Raw genomic sequence first — 20,450 nt, 5'->3', positions numbered from 1 at the left:
CCTATAATCAAACGCAATGAAAAAAAAGCCATTCATAATTTCAGCTCTGGCTTGTGCTGCGATACTGTCGGCCTCAGCGAGCAAAAACGCAGATCCCGTGCTCATGACGATTAACGGGAAAGATGTCCGGCAAAGCGAATTCGAATATCTGTACCATAAGAATAATCTCCAGCAACTGGCCCCTCAGAGCATTGACGAATACATTGAAATGTTTATCGTCTACAAGCTTAAGGTTGCCGATGCAGAAGCCGCGGGCCTGCATCAGACCGATGCTTTCACCAAAGAATTCAACGGTTATTGCGCGGAGTTGTCGCGTCCGTATCTTCGTGACTCTATTGTTGAAAAACGTCTTATCGAAGAAGCTTATGCCCGTATGGCCACATCTCGTAAAGTCAGCCACATCATGCTCCCCCTTGGCTCGACTTACGATGAAAAAGAGGCAAACAGGATGAAACTCGACAGCATCCGCACAGCGATCGTAAACGGTTCGGCTGATTTCGGAGAAATGGCTGTCAGATATTCATCAGATCGCTCTGCCCGTGTAAACAATGGATCAATGGGCTACATCAATGTCAACAGCTATCCTTATCCATTTGAAAAAACCGCCTGGGAAACTCCGGTAGGTGAAATATCGCCTGTGATAGAAGATGCTCCTTTCGGATTCCATATCATCCGCGTTGAAGATGAACGCCCCAATCCGGGAAAAGTCGAGGCACGCCATATCCTTAAACTGACCAATGGCCTCTCGGAGGAAGAAGGAGCTGCAAAAAAAGCACAGATTGATTCGATTTACAATCTGCTGGCCAGCGGAGGTGATTTTGATGCGATCGCTCGTGCTGAGAGCGAAGACCCCGGATCGGCAGCCAATGGCGGCCGACTCGGATGGTTTGGTCCCGGCGAAATGGTAAAAGAGTTTGAAGACGCAGCGTTCGGTCTTAAAGACGGAGGCATATCCGCTCCATTCAAAACCGCATATGGCTATCACATCGTGCAGACTTTAGCCCATCGCGGCATCGGCTCTCTGGCCGAAGAATCAGAACGCATAAAGGCAGCAATCAGCCGTGACATGCGCTCAGTGATGCCTGAAACCGAACGGCTGACGCAGCTGAAAGCCGAACTTGGAGTCAAGATTGACTCTACAGGCCTCATGCAGGCAAGATCCAGAATGACTGGCGACTCACCTGCCGAGCAACTGAGATCACTTCAGGCTGACAACTCATTGATCGCCACTGTTGGAAAACGCGTCATAAGCATTGGAGATGTCATAAACTATATCCCCTCAAACGTACTGGAAGGAGCAAATGACGCATTCACAGTGTTAAACTCAGGTCTTGAAAACAAGATCAACGAGACAGTTGTAGAGGAAACACGAAAGAACCTTGCGGAAAACAACAGTGAATACCGCAATCTCACAAATGAGTATCGCGATGGCATATTGCTGTTTGAAATCAGCAACCGTAATGTATGGGAGCGCTCAGCTTCCGACACCGAAGGTCTTCAGAAATTTTTCTCAGCCAACCGTGCGAAATATACCTGGGACAAACCTCACTACAAAGGTTATGTCATCTTTACGACAAATGACTCCATCGCCGGCGAAGCGCAGAAATATCTTGCCGCAAATAAGGTAGAAAATGACTCACTTGTATCCGTCATGCGCGCCAACTACGGCAGAAGCATCAAGATTGAAAAAGTGGTCACCGGAAAAGGCGAAAATGCGATCGTCGATAATGTGGCTTTCAATGGCGAACGGCCGGAAGCACCCGGCAAATGGACTGCCTGGTTCGGATATGCCGGCCGCGTGATCGACGCTCCCGAAGAAGCCAATGATGTCCGCGGAACTGTAGCCTCAGACTATCAGCAGCTACTCGAAAGCGAATGGATCAAGGCTCTGAGAAAGAAATACAAGGTGAAGCTTAACAAGAAAGCATTAAAAGCGTTGGGAAATTGATCCCAACGCTTTTTTATTGCTGTTAAACAAGCACAAAACAGGCTTGAATGTATAACACCTATATAAGAGGGCCATTATATATGAATCTCACAAATTTCTCCAGATCCTCTTTCTGACATGCGGTGATAAAATCATATCGTTCCAGGCTTTTTGCCCTTTGGCGTTCATAAAGCACCTTATTTTCAAGCTGGATAATGCGGATTTTGATTTCATCAAGGCTGAAAGGATTGAAATACAACACCGCATCACCACAAACCTCGCTTATTGATGAAAATGGAGATGCCAGGACGGGAACTCCATAGCGCATGGCTTCCAACGGAGGATAGCCGAATCCTTCATTCAGCGAAGGATAAATGAAACAGTAGGCATCGTGATAGAGCTGGTTCAACTCCTCATCACTGACATAGCCTCTAAAATCAAAGAATCCCGCATTTTTGATTTTATATCTAAAGTAATCAGCAGATTTGACGCCGGTAATGACCACACGCTTTCCAGGCAGGCGCCCTTCTGAAAAAAGCTGATCCAAAGCCATAATGGCTCTAAGACAATTTTTTTCCCATCGGTTGGCACTTACAAGGAGATAAAAATCGGGAGCTTCTTTACGGCTGTCTACTAAATCAAGCGATGTTGACGGAGAATAGAACACCGGAATATCCTTCTCGACCGATTCAGGGAAAAACAGATTTACAGATCCTAATGAGTGATTAGAGACAACCGCAAAACGCAAATTAGGCTTGCGTATGAAATTTTCGTTTTTACGATAACGATGACGGCGAATAAATGATGGAGACAATATCTCAAGCAAATTTTTCAACTGCATGGAGAGCTGCATCTTATATCGCCAGAACATTTTTCGGTCCAATGTCAATTCTATAGAGCGAAGATCATGGATGGTCACAACCAGTTCGCAGTTTTCCAGCCTATACAATTCATCCAAAGGCTGTGGCGAATAAAAAATATCAATCCGACGGCTGTCAATCACAGACTGAAAACCGCATTGAGATATATCGACAAGCTCAACAGAATTGTTTTCACAAAGGGCTATCATTTCCGGATTGAGCCAACACCGCGAATCATATGCAACCGTCACATTCCGTCTGAGTTCTATAATCTTCCGCAATACGATCTCACCATATATGCCGCCGCCATGACGCATTGTGCCACTCATAGGTTGAGTTGCGGCCAGATTATAAAGCACTGATTTTTCTTTATCCATAGTTTTCACGGTCAATAGATATTTTACAGTTCACGCTTTTCAACGGTCATTTTTTCACCTCGATGCCATATGAGCGATATTTAAAATTCAGATATCTATTGAGACATCTACCGTATATCGTCCCCAGACGGCCTATGACTATCACGCGCATCAGGAATTTACGCCAACCGGCCAGTGACGGAATATATTTTTTTGCCAATCGGTAATCGTTCATCAAAACGGCATTGTCCACAATATTAAAATATAGGCTGTCGACATATTTCCGATTGCCTATGCCAAGATAGTCATCGCCAAATAATTTCAGTTCCATCATAGCCGCCTGAAGTTTTCTGGAGATAGCCTTTTCATTTGTCCGCAACGTGTTCCAGGTGACACTATCAGAGCGGTTTCTCTCTGCTATCACAATGGTCTTGTTCATGAATACCATCTCCCCTACCTCTCGATAAATCTGCTGGATGATAAGTGATTCATATATCTTCAGTCCCTCGTCAAACGGATATTTTTCAAGTAAATTTCGAGGAATGACATGTATGTAGTCTCCTGCCACTTCACCATTAAGCACATCGCTATAGCCGTATCTAACAATAGCACCCTGTCCATAGCGGCTGTCGAACTCCTCTGTGCGATCATCGCGCGTGAACATAAAATACCGTGCATCATGAAACGATTCTATCGCATTCAGTATGACATCGCAGGCATCTGGTGTAAAATAATCGTCACTGTCAAGTATTACACAATAATCACCCGTCGCTTGGCTGACCGCTGCGTTACGGGCCGCATTTGTGCCTCGGTTCTGATCAAAAAACACGGTCTTCACATGTGGTTTGCCATCAGCGAAAGTCCTGATCAACTCTGCGGTATTGTCTTTTGAGCCGTCATCAACAACCACATGTTCGATATTTCTTCCACAGCCAATCTGTAAAGCGACGCTCTCCAGACACCGGAGAACACAATCGGCTCTATTATAGACGGGGGTGATTACAGACAATTTCATTATGCAATCATTTTTTTACTATACTTTTAAAAAAGACGAACCCTTGAAGCCAGGCATCACTCACACTCAACAAGGCCCGCTGCCACCACGGAGAATCGAGATAAGTCCTTACATAGTATGAGCGGCTCGCCTTTGCTGCCTGGGCTACAATTTTTGACGGCGATTTAGCCATTGTAGCAGCACCCAGATGGACACAGCGCAAGCCGGTGGCTATATAGTTACCAAGCTTAAGTTTCAATAGTTTCCGGTAAAGTATATTTTCCTCATAATAAAGGAATGTCGCCGGATCAAAATTACCTATCGCCGCAAAGACGTCTTTCTTTACAAGCATACAGGATCCAGACGGAAGTTCGATAGGCATGAATTCAGGATAAGGCTCTTCCTTCTTATAAAGCAAAAGTGACTCCCGATAAATTTCGTAGACACTCTTTTTGCACAACCAGTAATACGGAGCCAGGAAATTATTTTTAACCCATGAACCAATGGTTGTATCTTTTCGGGCACAATTCCAGTCGATGCCGGAACCTTTGCCGTTCATAAGTAACGGACTTATGATCGCACAGGCCGGAAGATTGTCCTGAGCCTCCTTCAACGCAGGTATTATATCCTCGATAAAAAGAATATCATTATTCAGGATCATCAGACGGTCAATTTCGTCATCATCTGCGGTCAATGCTATTCCCTTGTTATTGCCTCGCGCGTAACCGTCATTCGACAGACTTGTCAGAAATGTAACATACGGAAGAATGCCGGACACTGCATCGGTCTCCTGTACACACTTATACCCTCCGGCGAAAGCGCCTGACAGGAATGCGTCTATTTCAGGGACAGAAACGCCGTCTGTTGATCCGTTGTCTACTATGACATACTTTACAGGAGCTGTATTATACCGCTCCACGCTCTTTATGCAGGCAATGGTATCAGACGGGTTGTTGTAGTTGAGGATTATTATCGCTGTTTTTTTCATTCGTCCCAAAAACTAAATAAAGGCCGATCATTATACTGATGATCGAGTTATAATAGATAAACACGCCTGATCCGATGCCACAAAGGAAGATAAAAACGAACCAGTAAGTAAGGTACTCTTGCTCAGGAATTTTCCGTTTAAACACGGCTTTGAGTATCAGTATCAGCAAAGCGGCAAATCCTGTCCATCCGAAAAGATAAATGATACCGGCCCAAGCCACATCGGCATATAAATATCCATTGTCCTCGATCGCGTCATCAAATACATTTCCCCAGACACTATTGCCAAATGACGGAGAGCCATTACCGATAATCGGAGTAAGCCCGTTTGTCTGATTTTCAAACGTATAATAACGCCAGGCTCCAATTCTGACATTCTCTTTTTCTTCATTCTCCTCAAGCTGATCACCTGAAAGTTCCAGCATTGTATTATAAGCCGGAATCATCGGCAGGACATATACAACAACAATAATACCGGCCGCAACAACCATAAGTTTTTTTGTCCAGGATGATCTTTTCAGCAGGAACAGAATGCAGAGCACCATTGAATACAAAATAACCTGACGGACCACAGACATGAAAATCATCAGTGTACAAACTCCACAGATCATTATCCATAAATTCTTGCGCCCGCGGCCAAGCAGTAGCTGATTGATACCATAGAACAGAAAAAAGGCCATTATCTCCAAGAAAAACACCGGGACACGCAGCATGCCTCTTGAAGTATCAAGGTTAAATTCCTCCCCGAAAACCACATTAGGGAAACTGAAAAGATTTATGAAATATACCGGCACGGCCAACAGACAACCGATAAACATCCATTTCAGAATAAACCTTTCCGGCAAAGCCAGCTTCAACATTATCCAGAAAAAGAAATATCCTAAGAAATACGGCAGAGTCGACATCAGTGTTACCGAATAAGACTGCGGATGAAAAGCTGTTGCTGAAACAGTTGAAACCGCAATCATCAGCATAAACAGCCAATAGCTCTTCCTAGGATAATCAATCCCCCGGAGTGAGCGGCCGTCAGTCACAGCCAGCAAAGCACACATGCAGATACACAGATAGAACATCAGCTTCGTCAACTGAGGCGAAAAAATCTGCATCGGATTAAAAAATCCGATGCTTGAAAACAGAGTCAGGACAAACAGAGCCTTTTTCATTCCCGACACTTGATTGATTTATTTGCCGGATTTCTCGCCATAGCCGTAGCCATAACCGGCAGCTGTCTTAGTGCCATTGAGCACAACCGACAGTTTCGGCAGACGTTTTCCTGCATAAAGTTTGTTAAGGAAGCCGATCTCCTTGGTCGTGGTATAGTTAGCGCGGGTGACATAGACAGTCGCATCGGCTACACGCACCAGTGAGAATGTGTCGCTTACCATTCCGACCGGAGCGGAGTCTATGATGATGTAATCATAGACTGTCCGGAGTCTGGCAAACAGGTCATCAACCCTTTCAGACTGCAAAAGTTCAGACGGATTCGGAGGAATCGGGCCGGCGACAATTATGTCGAGATTTTTTTCCAGCACATCATGCTGTATTATCGAATCCAATGTGATATTTTCATTGGCGATATATGATGTGAATCCGTCTGTTAAAGACAGTTCAAGATATTCTGCCAGCTTCGGATTGCGGATATCAAGACCCATCAGCAGCACTTTCTTGCCAAGCACCGCAAACGAGGACGCAAGATTTATGGAGATGAACGACTTGCCCTCACCTGAAATGGTAGATGTCAGCAATACTACCTTAGAGCCGGTATTGCCAAGTATAAACTGAAGGTTCGATCTGATAAGTCTGAACAGTTCCGCCACAGATGTGCTTCCACCAACTGATTTCACAACCAGCGGAGAACCGGCATCTGTCTTCTTGCATACTTCACCCAGGACAGGAACCGGAGTGAGGCGCTCAAGTTCGCCGATGGTATCAAACTTATTTTTCAACTTGTCAAACAAGAAGATGAGAACTACCGGAATTATCAGCCCTATGGACAGAGCGATCGCAACGAGTTTCTTTTTCGACAGATTGACCGGCTCAGACAGCGCGTAAGCCTCATCTACAATCTTGGCTCTCGGCATTGAATTAGCCAATGCGATGCTGGTTTCTTCCTGCTTTTTCAAAAGGTAAAGATACAATTCCTCTTTTATTGCCTGCTGGCGTTTTATATTCCCGAACTGACGTTCATATTCAGGAAATTTGCTCAGCTGTGCTTTTGATTCTCCAGCCTGTACCCGAAGATCATGCAGTCTCACTGAGGCATTCTCATAGGCCTTATGAAGTGATTTTTTCAGATTATCTCTCAATGCGGAGATCTGTTCATCCAATTTTTTCAGAATCGCATTTTCGCCACGTGCCGTGTTCTGCAACTGCATTCTCTGAAGAAGCAGCCCGTTATAAGCATCTACCGGTACAGCCGCATTCACATTAAGAGCCGGTATAAGCTGCCATTCATTTCCCGGTTCGTTAATGAAATCACGTGTCATCTCAAGAAGATGGAGCTCAGTCTCGGCATTCATTATCTGTGACTCCAGAGTGGTTGAACGAGACATCCATTTGCTTGCATCCGCACCTACATCAGTCAGCTTATTGCTTCGCTTATAGTGCTCGATATCCTCTTCCGAAAGATTCAGGTCTTTACTTATCGAAGCGAGACGTTCTGCAACAAAATCGGCTGTTTTCTGATCCTTTTTACGCTTTTCATTTATACCGGAAATGTTGTAGTTATCAATTATAGTATTCAGAATCCGCTGTGCATACTGCGAATGTGGGCTATGGACAGCAAACGATATTATATTCGCCCTTTTGCTCGGTATATATATTGATACACTTTCGGCAAGTCCCTCAGCCGAAGCGTCATAGCTACTGAAACCGACCGTCATTTTGACCCCTTTCCCTTTTTTCAGATACTTGGTCTTGTCAAAAACGAAATCGCCATAGGGCGTAGACAGCGTGACCGGGAAAGGCTTATCCTTTACATCTGCTATTACAGTCTTGTCATTAGCTTTGGCTTTTATACTGACCTTATGCTCCTTATTGACTACAACCTTGAAACCGATATAACAGCCAAGTGTGTCGGCTATAGCCGGATCACAGGTCATGACAACCGGAGTCTTGTCAGCAACATCACGATCAAAAACGCGGAATCTCGTTACTGTATAACCGGTATTCAATCCAAGATCCTTTACTGTCTGGCGCAGATTGGAGTGAGAGCGGACCACATTGATTTCATCGTCCACAGAGTTGGTTCCTCCCATCATGTTTCCTGCAGAAAACTGGCTGGCAAGCTCACTCATGGCATTGGACGGGCGGCTGCTGTCTTCATCCGAAATAAGAATATTGGCCACGACCTGATAAACAGGCACTGTAGACAGAGCATAGAAGACGCCGATTCCGCCACAGAGCACTACCGAGATCACAAACCAGTACCAATAACGGCGGCACAACCGGATATAATAACGAAAATCGAATTTTTCAGTTATATTATCGTTGGTCAAATCCATAATTCTAAAAATCAATATCTTATTTAACTGTAAGAGCTATAACCAAAGACGCAATAACAGAGCAGGCACTGACAATAGTAGATGTCACCTGAAGCTTATACGCATTGTTGTTGTTGTATTTCGAATTGTCCTGGCGCACCTTATTCGGAGAGACTACCACAACATCATTCTGCCGGAGGAAATAATACGGAGATGTCATCACATCGCTTTTGTTCAGATTGATATAGTGATATGTGGCCTTGCCGTTTTCCTCGCGTATGACCAATACGTTTGATCGATCACCATATTCTGTCATATCCTGAGCCTGGCCAAGGGCATCAAGAATCGAGACTCTCTCTCCCGGAATTGTTATCGTGCCGGGCATCCTGACTTCACCAAGAACGCTGACTTTGAAATTTACCAGTTCCACTTTTACTATCGGGTCCTTTACCTCTTTCGATATTTCCTCAGTAAGATATCCGGCAAGCTGCTCGGTAGTCATGCCTTCAACATGAATCTGGCCAAGCATCGGAAATTTGATATCTCCGTTGGAATCTACAACATATGTCTGCTGACGCATCTGGCTTGATTCCTGAAGAGATCCTAATTTTGCCGGATTTGCCAGAGGAAGATTATATTGCGCCGTAGCCTCTGGCATGAGTGACGTAACCGAAATGAAAAGCTCGTCATGCGGTTCAAGTTTTATTTTACAATCCTGAAGATTAAACTCTATATCATTGGTTGCCCGTGTATCTTCAAAATAATTCAACGAATCTTTTGATGTTCTGCACGATGTGGCAGCAAGGAGCATGGCTATGCCGATAATTGCGAACTGAGCCTTCATTATATTTTTGATTCTAAGGTTACCGAAAACTAACTGTGAATGTTCTCACACAGCGTATTTACACAATGTGAATATATTGACCCTGCTCTGCAGCAAGCAGACATGGCCTTTATGAATAACGCCCCATGACATGAAATATTGTTTCACACAGAGCCAAATTAACCGCCCGGCAAAAAAACGAGAAAAAAACGAAAAAATGAGAAAAAACAAACGAGACTCAGTACATCTCCTGGCCGAGCAAATTTTCAATCTGAGGCAACAGCGGGATGCATCCATCGTTAATTATTGAAAACACCCTCGGATGTAATATGGTAGGAACATACGAATCCTGCGATGCGATTCTTGCCTCAACCTGCTGTCGGCTGAACGAATTGCGGGCCATCACACGTTCTATGCGCAATTCTGCCGGCGCATCGACACTCCACACATCATCAACCATTACATCAAGTCCGCTCTGATACAGGATTGCAGTTTCCACAAACAGCCGCCCTGAGCCGATGTTTGCCCCGCACCACCTTTTCAGATCCAACCTCACGGCAGCATGCACAATCGCATTTAGCCTGCAAAGGGCTCCGGCATCTCCGAATACAATCTCACTCAGCCGTTCTCGGTTTATACTGCCGTCGGTTCTGACGCAATCTGCATGGATTTCGCTGCATAGAGCCTTTTTTATCTGATCATCTTGATCCATCAGCAACTTTGCCCGGCTGTCACAGTCATACACCGGATAGCCCATCGCGGCAAGAATTTTGCTCACGATGCTTTTCCCGCTCCCTATTCCACCTGTTATCGCTGTCAGCATTCGTTTATGATTTTTACTTCACACTCTCGATAATATATTCCACACTGTCAGGAGCGAAACTGAGATTGTGATACACACTTGGAAGAGCCGAAAGAGTAACCGGCAGTTTTTTGACACTGGAACGCGCCTGTCGATAGTCCACATAAGCTTTGACCGGATAGTCGTCATTATAAGCACTCATCGGCACAAGATAACTGATCTCTATTTTTGACGGGAATGTGATCAGATTCCTGTCATCCGGACGGTTGGTCACCTCAATGGAGATTTTGCGCTTCTTGGAAATCAGCGGTTCGACGGGCACTGTCACTGTAACAACATCCGGAATAATTCTGACTCCGGCTATGGGCTTTACACGGACTTCATAGCGCATCGTGTCACGCAGATCAGACTTGACGATAGGCTCTGTCGACACAAATTTGAGCGTATGTGGCAAATCTTCCACTGAATAAAGAGTCACAGAGTCCACATCTGCATAAACCGGACCTGAAATTATATACTGAAGATTCGGATGGACATCAGCCTGAACATTCAGTTTGACTCTGACGCCCGACTGGGTAGTAAACGGCAGGCGTAATGAATCAGGACGGCATGAAAGTACCTGCACGGCATTGCCGAAATAGTCCCGCAGTTTAGCTTCAAGTTTCGGACGACCGAGCACAAACGAATATCCTTCGATATTTTCTTCCCATTTGAATTTGACGGGCGACATCTTGCCCCAGAAAAAACGGAGCAGTTGCGAATCCTTGCCTTTGACACTGACTCCGATCGAAGCTGGAGCCAGCCCTATCATCGTGACACTGTCAGGCACTTCCTGAATCTCTACCGGCACATCGAAATCACGCTGCACCTCTGCGTCAAGCGACAGAAACACCCAGAACACAAAAGCCACAGCCACAAACAGCAGATAGAGCAAAACATTTTGGCCGCGGCTCGAATGCAGAGCCGCGGTCACTTTTTCGTTTAGTTTTTTTGCCTTTTCGTTCATGGCCTGAGCCGTTGACGTAGTAGTTAGGATGCCAATCTACCGATCGTCTTTACTTACCCTTTTCAGCAGCGTCATTTGCAGCCTGCTGAGCTGAAGGATATACCGATCCTTTGTCAACGGTGATGCGTACGTCACGTGCGATCTCGATTGTGAAAGTAGTGTCATCGATTCCTTTCACCTTACCGTAAATACCGCCGGCTGTAACTACAGCATCGCCGACTTTGAGACCTTCGCGGAATTTCTTGATTTCATTCTGACGCTTCTGCTGGGGGCGGATCATCATGAAATAGAACACTGCGATGAGCGCCACGATCATAAGAATATTTGCCCAGCTGCTGTTCATTGACTGGAGGAGAATTGTGTTAAGCATAAATCTTTTGTTTTATAATTATGAATTCATTTTTATTGAGCCGGAAGGATTCAGGCCTTGATGAGCTTGCCCTCTGACTTGAGATGATTTATCACTGAGTAGAGAATACCGTTGATAAACGCGCCGCTGCGCGGTGTGCTGTAGGCATTTGCGATCTCTATATACTCATTGAGTGTAACTGCGATCGGAATAGCCGGGAAATTCAGAAGCTCGGTGATGGCTGTCACCATGACAACGATGTCCATAAATGCAAGACGCTCTGAGTCCCATCTATGTTCATTCACGAATGAATCAATCAGTTCGCGATACTCCTGACAGTTCTTAACAGCGATTTCAAACAGACGTGCACCGAAGCGGCTGTCTTCATCATCCTTGAACTGCGGAAGGAGCCTGATGTCAGCACCTTCAGTCTTGCTTTGGCCGAATTTGCGGATTGTTTTCAGTACAAACGTACCGACAACATGGAGGTCATCGTTCCAATACACAGACTTCGACTCAAGGACCTCGGCAAGGTCATCACCCGGAAGGATGATATTTTTATAGACCTGACGCCAGAAATCACAATCTTCTTCATAGGTGCTTTCCTCGCGGCGCGCCATATATTCCTTGTAGAGATCACTCTCCATTATTTTGTCAAGAAGACCTCTGACCATGATGGAATCCGCATCCCACGAAAGCTTGTGCTCATCCATGTAGGCGTTGAAATCTTCATTTTCACAGAGAGCCTTGATGAACTTATTGTCAACAAAGCGCATGTTCGGATGAAGATCCTCATCCGTTGGCAGATACTTATGCTTGGCAGCATCCAACCGCTGGTCCTGCATACGTGTGATCTCAACCGAAAGCAGAAGCAGATTGTGATAAAGCTCATATGCCTTGTCAAGCGAATAGTCAAGCGCATGGCGGGCATGGTTGAACAGAGAACGGTTGTCGTTATACTCGTTCAATGTGTGGAGCAACGAGCTGATACCACGATTAAAGCCGGCCACTGTGAAATCAGGATTCTTACGGGCGGCTGTGATGAACTCAGGATTGTCAGCTATCAGATTGTTGATAATTGACACCCACAGAGCCACATCATCCTTCAGCTCAGCCTTTTTCAAGCGGATATAGCTTTTGTAGGCAGGCAGTGACGGAATAGCATCGTAAATTGACGGAATAACGGAATCAAACAGAGCCACTCCGGAACGGTCACGGAGAATCAGTGTGCGGATCTCATCTATGCTGTTCAATGAACGGCCCAAGGCATTGCGTTCAATATGCTTGTTCAAGGCAATACCCCGTAACGGCGACTGGCGACGACCACCTGAAACATCGAAACCCGACAATTCAAGAATCATCAACAATAAATCGAGGTAAAGTTCATGACCATATTTCTTGTCGCGTGAAAGATTTTCAACCTGAGGCTCTATTTTGAATTCACTCTGTGACAACAGATAAGAGTAGAGCAGCTGGACCACTTTGATTCGGATCAAAACTCGATTTATCATACTTTTAAAGACCTATTTTTTTTCGTCGTTAATGTTTTTAACGCTGCAAATTTACAAATTTTTCTTAAATCAACCTGCCTATACAGACTGTTTTTTATGATTTTTATCTGCCACTTTATCAATCCGGACACAACCGGGACCACCATCAGGCTTCACCACCTTAATATATTGTACATTTATATTATACACTCTGCTCACTATAACTATAGCCTAACCACAGTTTTCAGAGAGTATAACCGAGAGCCGAAAGTATAAAAGGGGTAAGCAGAGCTGTGAACAGCCCGTTGAGGGTCAGCCCAAGCGATGAAAAAGCGCCATATCGATAGCCGCTTTCCATTGCCACGGAAGTCCCGACAGCATGTGCCGCAGTTCCCATCGACAGCCCCTGGGCAATCGGACTCTTCACATGTGAGAGTTTCATCATTTTAAAACCCGCGATCCCGCCGAAGATTCCTGTACACACCACCACTGCGGCAGTCAGAGCCGGAATACCACCAAGAGTCGATGCAATTTCCATCGCAATGGGAGTAGTGACTGATTTCGGCGCAAGAGAAATGACCACGTCTGAAGTCGCGCCCAGAAGTTTGGCAACAACAACCACCGAGACAGTGCCGATAACACATCCGGCCAGTTCTGCAGCCAAAATAGGCAATAACTGCTTGCGGATAGACTCAAGCTGTCTGTAAAGAGGCACACCGAGAGCCACCACCGCAGGCTTAAGCCAGAATTCTATATACTGTCCGCCTTCGGCATATGACTCATAATCGACCCCACAGCCGAGAAGTATGCAGATCAGCACAATTATTGTCAGCAAAATCGGATTGAGAAATGATATGCCGGTACGCTTCTGCAGAAGCTGCGATGCAAGATAGACTACAAAAGTCAGTGCTATCAGGAAAAATTTATTCTCTATAAAGTTCATGACGATGTGAAGATGCTGCGCGGCGCACATACTGATGAACCCAGCCGGTCACCGCAATTACCAAAAATGTACTTATCACACATGACCCGACTATCGGAAGCCACTGATCACTCAGCAGCCCAAGACAATTCATCAGGCCTACGCCGGCGGGGACAAAGAAGAAACCAAGATTCTTCAACAGAAAGTCTGCCACCTTATCAACCCAGAAAACGCGAACGATTTTCATCTTCAGTGCCGCTGTAAGCAACAGCATGCCGATAATGCTTGACGGAATCGGTATGCCCGTAAGCCACACAACCAATTCTCCTAATGCTAAAAACGAGAATAGCACAGCACATTGTAGTATCATAATCTCAAATATGTGTTATTGAGAGTGCTTGTCAGACGCACTCCACTTCGAGGGTGCAAAGTTACGAACTAATCTGACAGCAGCAACTCAACTATCTGAAAATTCATCAATGCAAAAAGTTAAAGTTCACTTCAAAACCTTTTCTATGTTTACCGATGATATTCTGAATTAAAATTCCCGAAGATTCCAAATCGAAGCACAAAACATTTTTTGAATTTAATTTGTTAAATCATAAAAATGATTGTATCTTTGCATTGGCTTTGAGACCTCACAGGTCAGCCACCAATCTCCGGCACCGCTATTCCACCATCTCACATTGGCCACAATGTATCCACCTATGATCCGTTTTCACGGAATCTCTGAAATGGGAAGCTGCCAAAAACAAGAGAGTCACAAAATCAACTTCTTCTATTTATTTTTCCGTTTTAAACTCCATTTTATTCAATGTGATTACTGCGGATATACGGAATCTTGATCCAACTCCCCCCAAGACAATCATTTTTTTGCATTTAAAATAATACTTTAAGGCAAACCAAGTGTGGTGACGCACTTGCTTTCCAACTGACATTATATATTATTATATATGTATAATTACTCCGAACTCGAAGCCATGGACGACTCGCAACTGCGGGAAGTCGCACAAACCAACGGCATAAAGAAAATCAACCTTGACGATAAAGAAAATCTCGTCTACGAGATTCTTGACAAGCAGGCGCGTGATGTCGCAGCCAGCTCGACCGCTAACACCCCTCAAAAAAACCGTCGCGGCAAAAAAGAATCCAAAGACGTAAAAGACGAGAATCAGCAGAAACAGACACGAAAAAAGAAAGAAGAACCGGCACCGGAAACCTCTGAACAAGACGCGCCTCAGGCCACCGAACAGCCTCAGCAGCAGAAGAAACGTGGCCGCAAACCGCGTGCGGCAGCAGCCGCCGACAGCCAAATGGAATCCGCACCTGCCGCTGAAACAGCTGTTGAAGCTGCTGAACCGACACCTCCGGCCACAGACAACACCCCAGCAACAATTACCGAAGGCCAACAGACACAAGGCGAACAACAGCCAAAACGTCGTCGCGGTCGCCCGCCGCGCAATCCGCAGCCTGAACAGGACACCCCCCCAGCAACCGTTGATTCAGAAAACTCCGCACCGCATGAAAACAACGCTGAGGTTTCATCCCCAAAAGAAGAAAACAAAACCGAAGGAAGCAATGCTGAAACCGCAGGCATCACTGGGCCCATGCCCAAACAGCTGCCGGCACCGGCTTTTTCAAACCAGGAATCTGCCCAGGATGAACGCCCACGCCACGGCGTGTTTATCCGCCCAGGCCAAACCAACGAACAGACCGCCATTTCCAACGTCGACAACCAGCAGCCACAGCCTAAACGCGATTTTCGCCCTAAAGACAGTTCTTTCGGCTCTTTCTTTCCCCGTTCTGGCGGACGCACGTTCGCACCCCGTTCGCAGCAGGAAAAAGAACAGCAGCCTGTTCAGCCGCAGCAGCCACAGCCCCAGATACCACAGGCTCCTATAGTCCTCGGCGAACCGGGCATGGAAAAACAGCAGCCCCAAGGCAAAAAGAACAAAAAGAACCGCAACAAAAACCAGCAGTTCGAACAGCGCCAGCAACAACAGGCCTATAACTTTGACGGAATAATCGAAACAACCGGAGTGCTTGAAATCATGCCCGAAGGACACGGATTTCTCCGATCAAGCGATTACAATTACCTTGCTTCTCCTGACGATGTACTCGTCACTAAAGAACAGATCAAGCAATATGCCCTTCGCTCAGGCGACGTTGTCGATGCCACGTTACGAGCCCCACGCGAAGGCGACAAATACTTCCCGCTCAGCTCTGTGAAAAGCGTCAACGGACGTTCTGTCGAATACATCCGCGACCGCGTGGCATTCGAGCACCTCACCCCGCTTTTCCCTAACGAAAAATTCGACCTGACCTCAGGCCGTTCAAGCAACATTTCCACACGTGTGGTCGACATGTTCTCCCCCATCGGAAAAGGACAGCGAGGTCTGATAGTAGCACCTCCGAAGACAGGTAAGACCATACTTCTGAAAGACATCGCCAACGCAATTGCCGAGAATCACCCCGAAACCTACATCATGATTCTCCTTATTGACGAACGCCCGGAAGAAGTAACCGACATGAGCCGCAGCGTCAATGCGGAAGTAATCGCATCTACATTCGATGAACCGGCAGAGCGTCATGTCAAAATCGCCTCCATTGTACTTGAAAAAGCAAAACGAATGGTTGAATGTGGCCATGATGTGGTAATCCTGCTCGACTCCATCACCCGTCTGGCCCGCGCCTACAACACCTGCGCACCGGCCTCAGGCAAAATCCTCTCCGGCGGTGTCGATGCAAATGCCCTCCAGAAACCCAAACGCTTCTTCGGCGCAGCACGAAACATCGAAAACGGAGGCTCGCTCACCATTATCGCAACAGCTCTCACAGAAACCAGTTCAAAAATGGACGAGGTGATCTTCGAGGAATTCAAGGGAACCGGCAATATGGAACTCCAGCTTGACCGCAAGCTCTCCAACAAGCGCATCTTCCCGGCAGTCGACATCATGGCATCCTCAACCCGTCGCGACGACCTGCTCCTGCGCAATGAAACCCTTAACCGCATGTGGATTCTACGCCGCTTCCTCAGCGATCGCAACTCAATCGAAGCTATGGAATTCATCAAGGACCGCATGGAACGCACTTCCGACAATGACGAACTCCTCCGCACGATGGGTGACTGATTTTCCCACTGCAAATCATCGCGCTAAAAAACATTACAGCGCAAAAAATAAAAAGATGCAGCCCCCTCCGGCCGCATCTTTTTATTTTTTTGTCACAGAAACATCCTGCGAACAACTGTTTGATGATCTTATTCCCCCGGCTTGCATCCGCATCCCGATACGGGGATTTTTTCGATGCGACGTTCATGACGTCCGCCATCAAAGGGAGTGTTGAGGAAAGTCTCGACAATATTTATTGCGGTAACGTTATCAATAAAACGTGCGGGAAGCACAAGCACATTGGCATTGTTATGACGGCGTGCCAGTTCGGCAAGCTCCACATTCCAGCAGAGAGCGGCACGTATGCCCTGATGTTTGTTAAGAGTCATGCCGATGCCATTGCCGGAACCACATAGTGCTATACCCGGATAACATTCTCCGTTTTCGACAGCCGCTGCACACGGATGCGCAAAGTCAGCATAATCACAACTCTCAGTTGAATTGGTGCCAAAATCCTTATATTCGATACCCATTGAATCAAAATAGCCTTCAAGCACCATTTTCATTTCATAGCCCGCATGATCGCTACAGAACCCTACAGGACAATTTTCCTTCAGAATTGACATAATCTGTAAAAATATATTGTTTTTCTTATTCAATATTAAAATATCGCCGTCAGGCCGGATTCAGTCATCAGTTTCATCATCATCTTCTGCGTCTGATGAATAGTGGATGTGGTTTAGCGGTCTGAGCAGATTGCATAAACGCTGGCTCCAGTAAGCCTGGAAATCCGCCTTCACAGCATGCAGAGCCACGTTGACAACCTCCTCCGGCGCATCTTTCACCATAGCGATGAAATTGTAAAGCACCTGAAATATATCGCTCAGGCCTTCGGCCACACTCATTCCGATCGGAGTATCGGAATACTTCATATCTTCCTCGAACACTTCAAGATAGACATCATCAGGGCCTAACATATTCTCCATCTCCCGTCTGAGAGATTCATAATAGTCTTCTTCAAGATAACTTTCGATATAGGGGTCTACATCCTCCATCAGAGGTGTCGGCCTGAGATCCGAAGCTACGATATAGATTCTCGGAAGCAACCGAAGCATCGACGATACAAAATCAGACGGATCCGATTCTCGGCAGTTTTCAACCGCACAGCAATATTCATTGCACAACGCTATAAAAGCGAGTGAATTAGGAGCCAGTTCCATAAAGATTATTTTTAATTATATAATCATATACGCCCTGAGGCAAAAAATAGTTCATGCTCCATCCGCGCGCCAGCGCCTTACGGATGAACGTGCTGGAGATATCAGCCATCGGAGCGTTGACCACATCCACACCATCGTCATATATCGTTCCAACCGGATAACCCGGACGCGGATATACAATTACTCCGAATTCCGATATTATTGCCTCATGGTCTTTCCATTGGTCAAAGATTTTCCAATTGTCACTGCCTATGATCAGCTTGAAGTTATGACGCGGATAACGCTTCGCAAGGTAGTGCAACGTATTTATTGTGTATGACGGCCGCGGCATCGACAGTTCATAGTCGCAGATATTCAGTCCTGAGGTATTTCCAATGGCCAGCTCAAGCATTTTCAGCCGTATCAGATCCGGTATCAGCTCATCTGATCCGGCCTTCAGTGGATTCAGAGGTGAAAGCGAGAGCCACACTTCATCAAGATCTGTAAACTGCTGGATATAGCTGGCAAGCATCATATGTCCGATATGCACCGGATTAAACGAGCCGCCTAATACACCTATGATCATTTATTTCTCCTTATCTGTAAGATGGTGGATCTCAACACTCTTCCACACAAACTGAAAGAAAATTTTTAATCACTGTATCAACTTCCGCAACCGCACGGTCCAAAGAGTCATTGACCACGACCCGGTCAAATTCCGGAGCAAACGAAAGCTCATATTCAGCCTTGGCAAGACGCTGCTCGATAGCTTCGGCACTGTCAGTCGCTCGTGAGGTCAGTCGTTGACGCAACACCTCAAGCCCCGGTGGCTGTATGAATATGCTGAGAGCATCTTCTCCGTAAAGTTTCTTGACATTGACTCCGCCCTTGACATCAATATCAAGTATGACATTATGCCCCTCGGCTGTTATTCTTTCCACCTCGCTTTTGAGAGTGCCATAGAAGCGGCCGGGATATACCTCTTCATATTCTACAAAAGCATCCTGGGCTATAGCGCTGCGGAATTCATCATCGGAAAGGAAATAATAATTGACTCCATGCACTTCCTCTCCGCGAGGCTGACGGTTTGTAGCCGAGATTGAAAACTTCATGTCAATCTCACCTCGATCAAGCAGAGCATTGATGATAGTCGACTTGCCGGTTCCGGAAGGGGCTGAAATTATGATAATCTTACCTTTCATCTGTAAAAATCGGTTTAGCCAGATTTTTTTTACATCACATTAAGCACCTGTTCCTTTATCTGCTCCAGCACATCTTTCATCTGCACTACCAGACGCTGCATCTGTGCATGATTGCTTTTTGATCCGAGAGTATTGATCTCTCGCCCCATTTCCTGAGCAATGAATCCGAGTTTCTTACCCTGGCCTCCTGCTGTCGCAAGGGTTTCTGTGAAATAATTCAGATGCTGGGTCAGGCGCTGCTTTTCCTCATTGACATCAAGCTTCTCAATATAGAAGAAAAGTTCCTGCTCCAGACGGCTGCGGTCATAATCAACATTATGAATCTTGGCCAAGCCCTCTTCCATGCGTGTGCGTATGCGCTCCACACGTTCAGTCTCATACTGCGGCACCTGAGCGAGCAATTCGCTTATACGGTCTATGCGTTCCGCAAAAAACGTTTCCAGCTTTTCGCCCTCAGTCCGGCGGTAAGCCATCAGAGCTTCTATGGCTTTTGAAAGGGCTGTCATCACAGCCTCCACTTCATTATCGTCAGCCTGGGCCGGAGTCTCACTTTTTATGACATCAGGAAAACGCATCAGCACCGTGTACCAGTCGGCAGGCGATGGTATGCCAAGTTCAGCCGCAGCTTGCTCCACATCTGCCTTATAGGCTCTGAGAGCGGATACATTCAGACGCACAGTGGCTTCAGATGCGACATTTTCAACGTATATCGTAAGATCGACTTTACCACGTTCCAATGACGCCGCAATCAGGTTGCGCATTGCAAGTTCTTCAGCCCGCAAAGAAGACGGCACTCTGGCTGCTATATCAATCTGCTTGCTGTTAAGTGACTTAAGTTCAACCGTGATTTTCTTTCCGGGAAGCTCGGCCACAGCTTTTCCGAATCCCGTCATTGAGTATAACATGATATGAGGTTTTATTAGAGCAATATTTTCTCACAA

The 20,450-nt window shown here is 46.1% G+C and carries 19 protein-coding genes; 2 read left to right on the top strand and 17 right to left on the bottom strand.

Features of this window, described 5'->3' with window-relative positions; all coding sequences use genetic code 11:
• Window positions 1–16: 16 nt before the first annotated feature.
• Complete coding sequence (locus C5O23_RS03430; RefSeq protein ID WP_107031562.1) at window positions 17–1,948, top strand: peptidylprolyl isomerase; 1,932 nt, start codon at window positions 17–19, stop codon at window positions 1,946–1,948.
• A 58-nt stretch (window positions 1,949–2,006) separates the two neighbouring features.
• Here the strand turns inward: C5O23_RS03430 and C5O23_RS03425 are convergent, their stop codons facing one another.
• The 12 genes from C5O23_RS03425 to C5O23_RS03370 form a co-directional block, all read right to left on the bottom strand.
• The gene (locus C5O23_RS03425; RefSeq protein ID WP_107031561.1) at window positions 2,007–3,164 is read right to left on the bottom strand and encodes a glycosyltransferase family 4 protein; all 1,158 of its coding nucleotides are present in this window, start codon (window positions 3,162–3,164) and stop codon (window positions 2,007–2,009) included.
• Between the two features lie 46 nt (window positions 3,165–3,210).
• Window positions 3,211–4,158, bottom strand: coding sequence for a glycosyltransferase family 2 protein (locus tag C5O23_RS03420; RefSeq protein WP_107031560.1), 948 nt, complete (start codon window positions 4,156–4,158; stop codon window positions 3,211–3,213).
• A 7-nt stretch (window positions 4,159–4,165) separates the two neighbouring features.
• Window positions 4,166–5,125: a glycosyltransferase family protein gene (locus C5O23_RS03415; protein ID WP_107031559.1), complete on the bottom strand. Its 960-nt coding sequence runs from the start codon at window positions 5,123–5,125 to the stop codon at window positions 4,166–4,168.
• Window positions 5,079–6,287 carry a hypothetical protein gene (locus C5O23_RS03410; RefSeq protein WP_107031558.1) on the bottom strand — a complete coding sequence of 403 codons (1,209 nt, stop codon included), beginning with the start codon at window positions 6,285–6,287 and terminating at the stop codon, window positions 5,079–5,081. The genes C5O23_RS03415 and C5O23_RS03410 overlap by 47 nt, the downstream gene beginning before the upstream one ends.
• Window positions 6,288–6,305: 18 nt before the next feature.
• Window positions 6,306–8,627, bottom strand: coding sequence for a GumC family protein (locus tag C5O23_RS03405; protein WP_107031557.1), 2,322 nt, complete (start codon window positions 8,625–8,627; stop codon window positions 6,306–6,308).
• A gap of 19 nt (window positions 8,628–8,646) precedes the next feature.
• Entirely contained in the window at window positions 8,647–9,450 is an 804-nt protein-coding gene (locus C5O23_RS03400) for a polysaccharide biosynthesis/export family protein (RefSeq protein ID WP_107031556.1), read from the bottom strand.
• Window positions 9,451–9,667: 217 nt separating this feature from the next.
• Window positions 9,668–10,252 carry a dephospho-CoA kinase gene (gene coaE, locus C5O23_RS03395; RefSeq protein WP_107031555.1) on the bottom strand — a complete coding sequence of 195 codons (585 nt, stop codon included), beginning with the start codon at window positions 10,250–10,252 and terminating at the stop codon, window positions 9,668–9,670.
• 13 nt (window positions 10,253–10,265) lie between these two features.
• Window positions 10,266–11,237, bottom strand: coding sequence for a YbbR-like domain-containing protein (locus C5O23_RS03390; RefSeq protein WP_107031554.1), 972 nt, complete (start codon window positions 11,235–11,237; stop codon window positions 10,266–10,268).
• 49 nt (window positions 11,238–11,286) lie between these two features.
• Window positions 11,287–11,607, bottom strand: a complete 321-nt coding sequence (gene yajC, locus C5O23_RS03385) for a preprotein translocase subunit YajC (protein ID WP_107031553.1) — start codon at window positions 11,605–11,607, stop codon at window positions 11,287–11,289.
• Window positions 11,608–11,657: 50 nt separating this feature from the next.
• Complete coding sequence (locus C5O23_RS03380) at window positions 11,658–13,097, bottom strand: transcription antitermination protein NusB (RefSeq protein WP_107031552.1); 1,440 nt, start codon at window positions 13,095–13,097, stop codon at window positions 11,658–11,660.
• Window positions 13,098–13,320: 223 nt separating this feature from the next.
• The gene (locus tag C5O23_RS03375) at window positions 13,321–14,019 is read right to left on the bottom strand and encodes an LrgB family protein (RefSeq protein ID WP_107031551.1); all 699 of its coding nucleotides are present in this window, start codon (window positions 14,017–14,019) and stop codon (window positions 13,321–13,323) included.
• The gene (locus C5O23_RS03370) at window positions 14,000–14,368 is read right to left on the bottom strand and encodes a CidA/LrgA family protein (protein WP_107031550.1); all 369 of its coding nucleotides are present in this window, start codon (window positions 14,366–14,368) and stop codon (window positions 14,000–14,002) included. The genes C5O23_RS03375 and C5O23_RS03370 overlap by 20 nt, the downstream gene beginning before the upstream one ends.
• Before the next feature lie 583 nt (window positions 14,369–14,951).
• Here C5O23_RS03370 and rho point away from each other — a divergent pair.
• Complete coding sequence (gene rho / locus C5O23_RS03365; RefSeq protein ID WP_107031549.1) at window positions 14,952–17,129, top strand: transcription termination factor Rho; 2,178 nt, start codon at window positions 14,952–14,954, stop codon at window positions 17,127–17,129.
• 128 nt (window positions 17,130–17,257) lie between these two features.
• Here the strand turns inward: rho and C5O23_RS03360 are convergent, their stop codons facing one another.
• Genes C5O23_RS03360 through C5O23_RS03340 form a run of 5 tightly spaced genes read right to left on the bottom strand, consistent with a single transcriptional unit; the run spans window position 17,258 to window position 20,414 of the window.
• Window positions 17,258–17,734, bottom strand: coding sequence for an RpiB/LacA/LacB family sugar-phosphate isomerase (locus C5O23_RS03360; RefSeq protein ID WP_107031548.1), 477 nt, complete (start codon window positions 17,732–17,734; stop codon window positions 17,258–17,260).
• Between the two features lie 60 nt (window positions 17,735–17,794).
• Window positions 17,795–18,328, bottom strand: a complete 534-nt coding sequence (locus tag C5O23_RS03355) for a DUF5063 domain-containing protein (RefSeq protein ID WP_107031547.1) — start codon at window positions 18,326–18,328, stop codon at window positions 17,795–17,797.
• Window positions 18,312–18,893, bottom strand: a complete 582-nt coding sequence (nadD, locus tag C5O23_RS03350) for a nicotinate (nicotinamide) nucleotide adenylyltransferase (protein WP_107031546.1) — start codon at window positions 18,891–18,893, stop codon at window positions 18,312–18,314. Before nadD ends, C5O23_RS03355 begins: the two co-directional genes overlap by 17 nt.
• Window positions 18,894–18,924: 31 nt before the next feature.
• Window positions 18,925–19,509: a guanylate kinase gene (gmk, locus tag C5O23_RS03345; RefSeq protein WP_107031545.1), complete on the bottom strand. Its 585-nt coding sequence runs from the start codon at window positions 19,507–19,509 to the stop codon at window positions 18,925–18,927.
• Between the two features lie 29 nt (window positions 19,510–19,538).
• Window positions 19,539–20,414 (bottom strand): YicC/YloC family endoribonuclease, encoded by an 876-nt coding sequence (locus C5O23_RS03340; RefSeq protein ID WP_107031544.1) that lies wholly within the window; start codon window positions 20,412–20,414, stop codon window positions 19,539–19,541.
• Window positions 20,415–20,450 lie beyond the last annotated feature (36 nt).

This window comes from Duncaniella muris (genome assembly GCF_003024805.1).
Classification (GTDB): domain Bacteria; phylum Bacteroidota; class Bacteroidia; order Bacteroidales; family Muribaculaceae; genus Duncaniella; species Duncaniella muris.
Note: the sequence above shows the minus strand (reverse complement) of the source record. Positions and strands in the feature narration are given on the sequence as shown.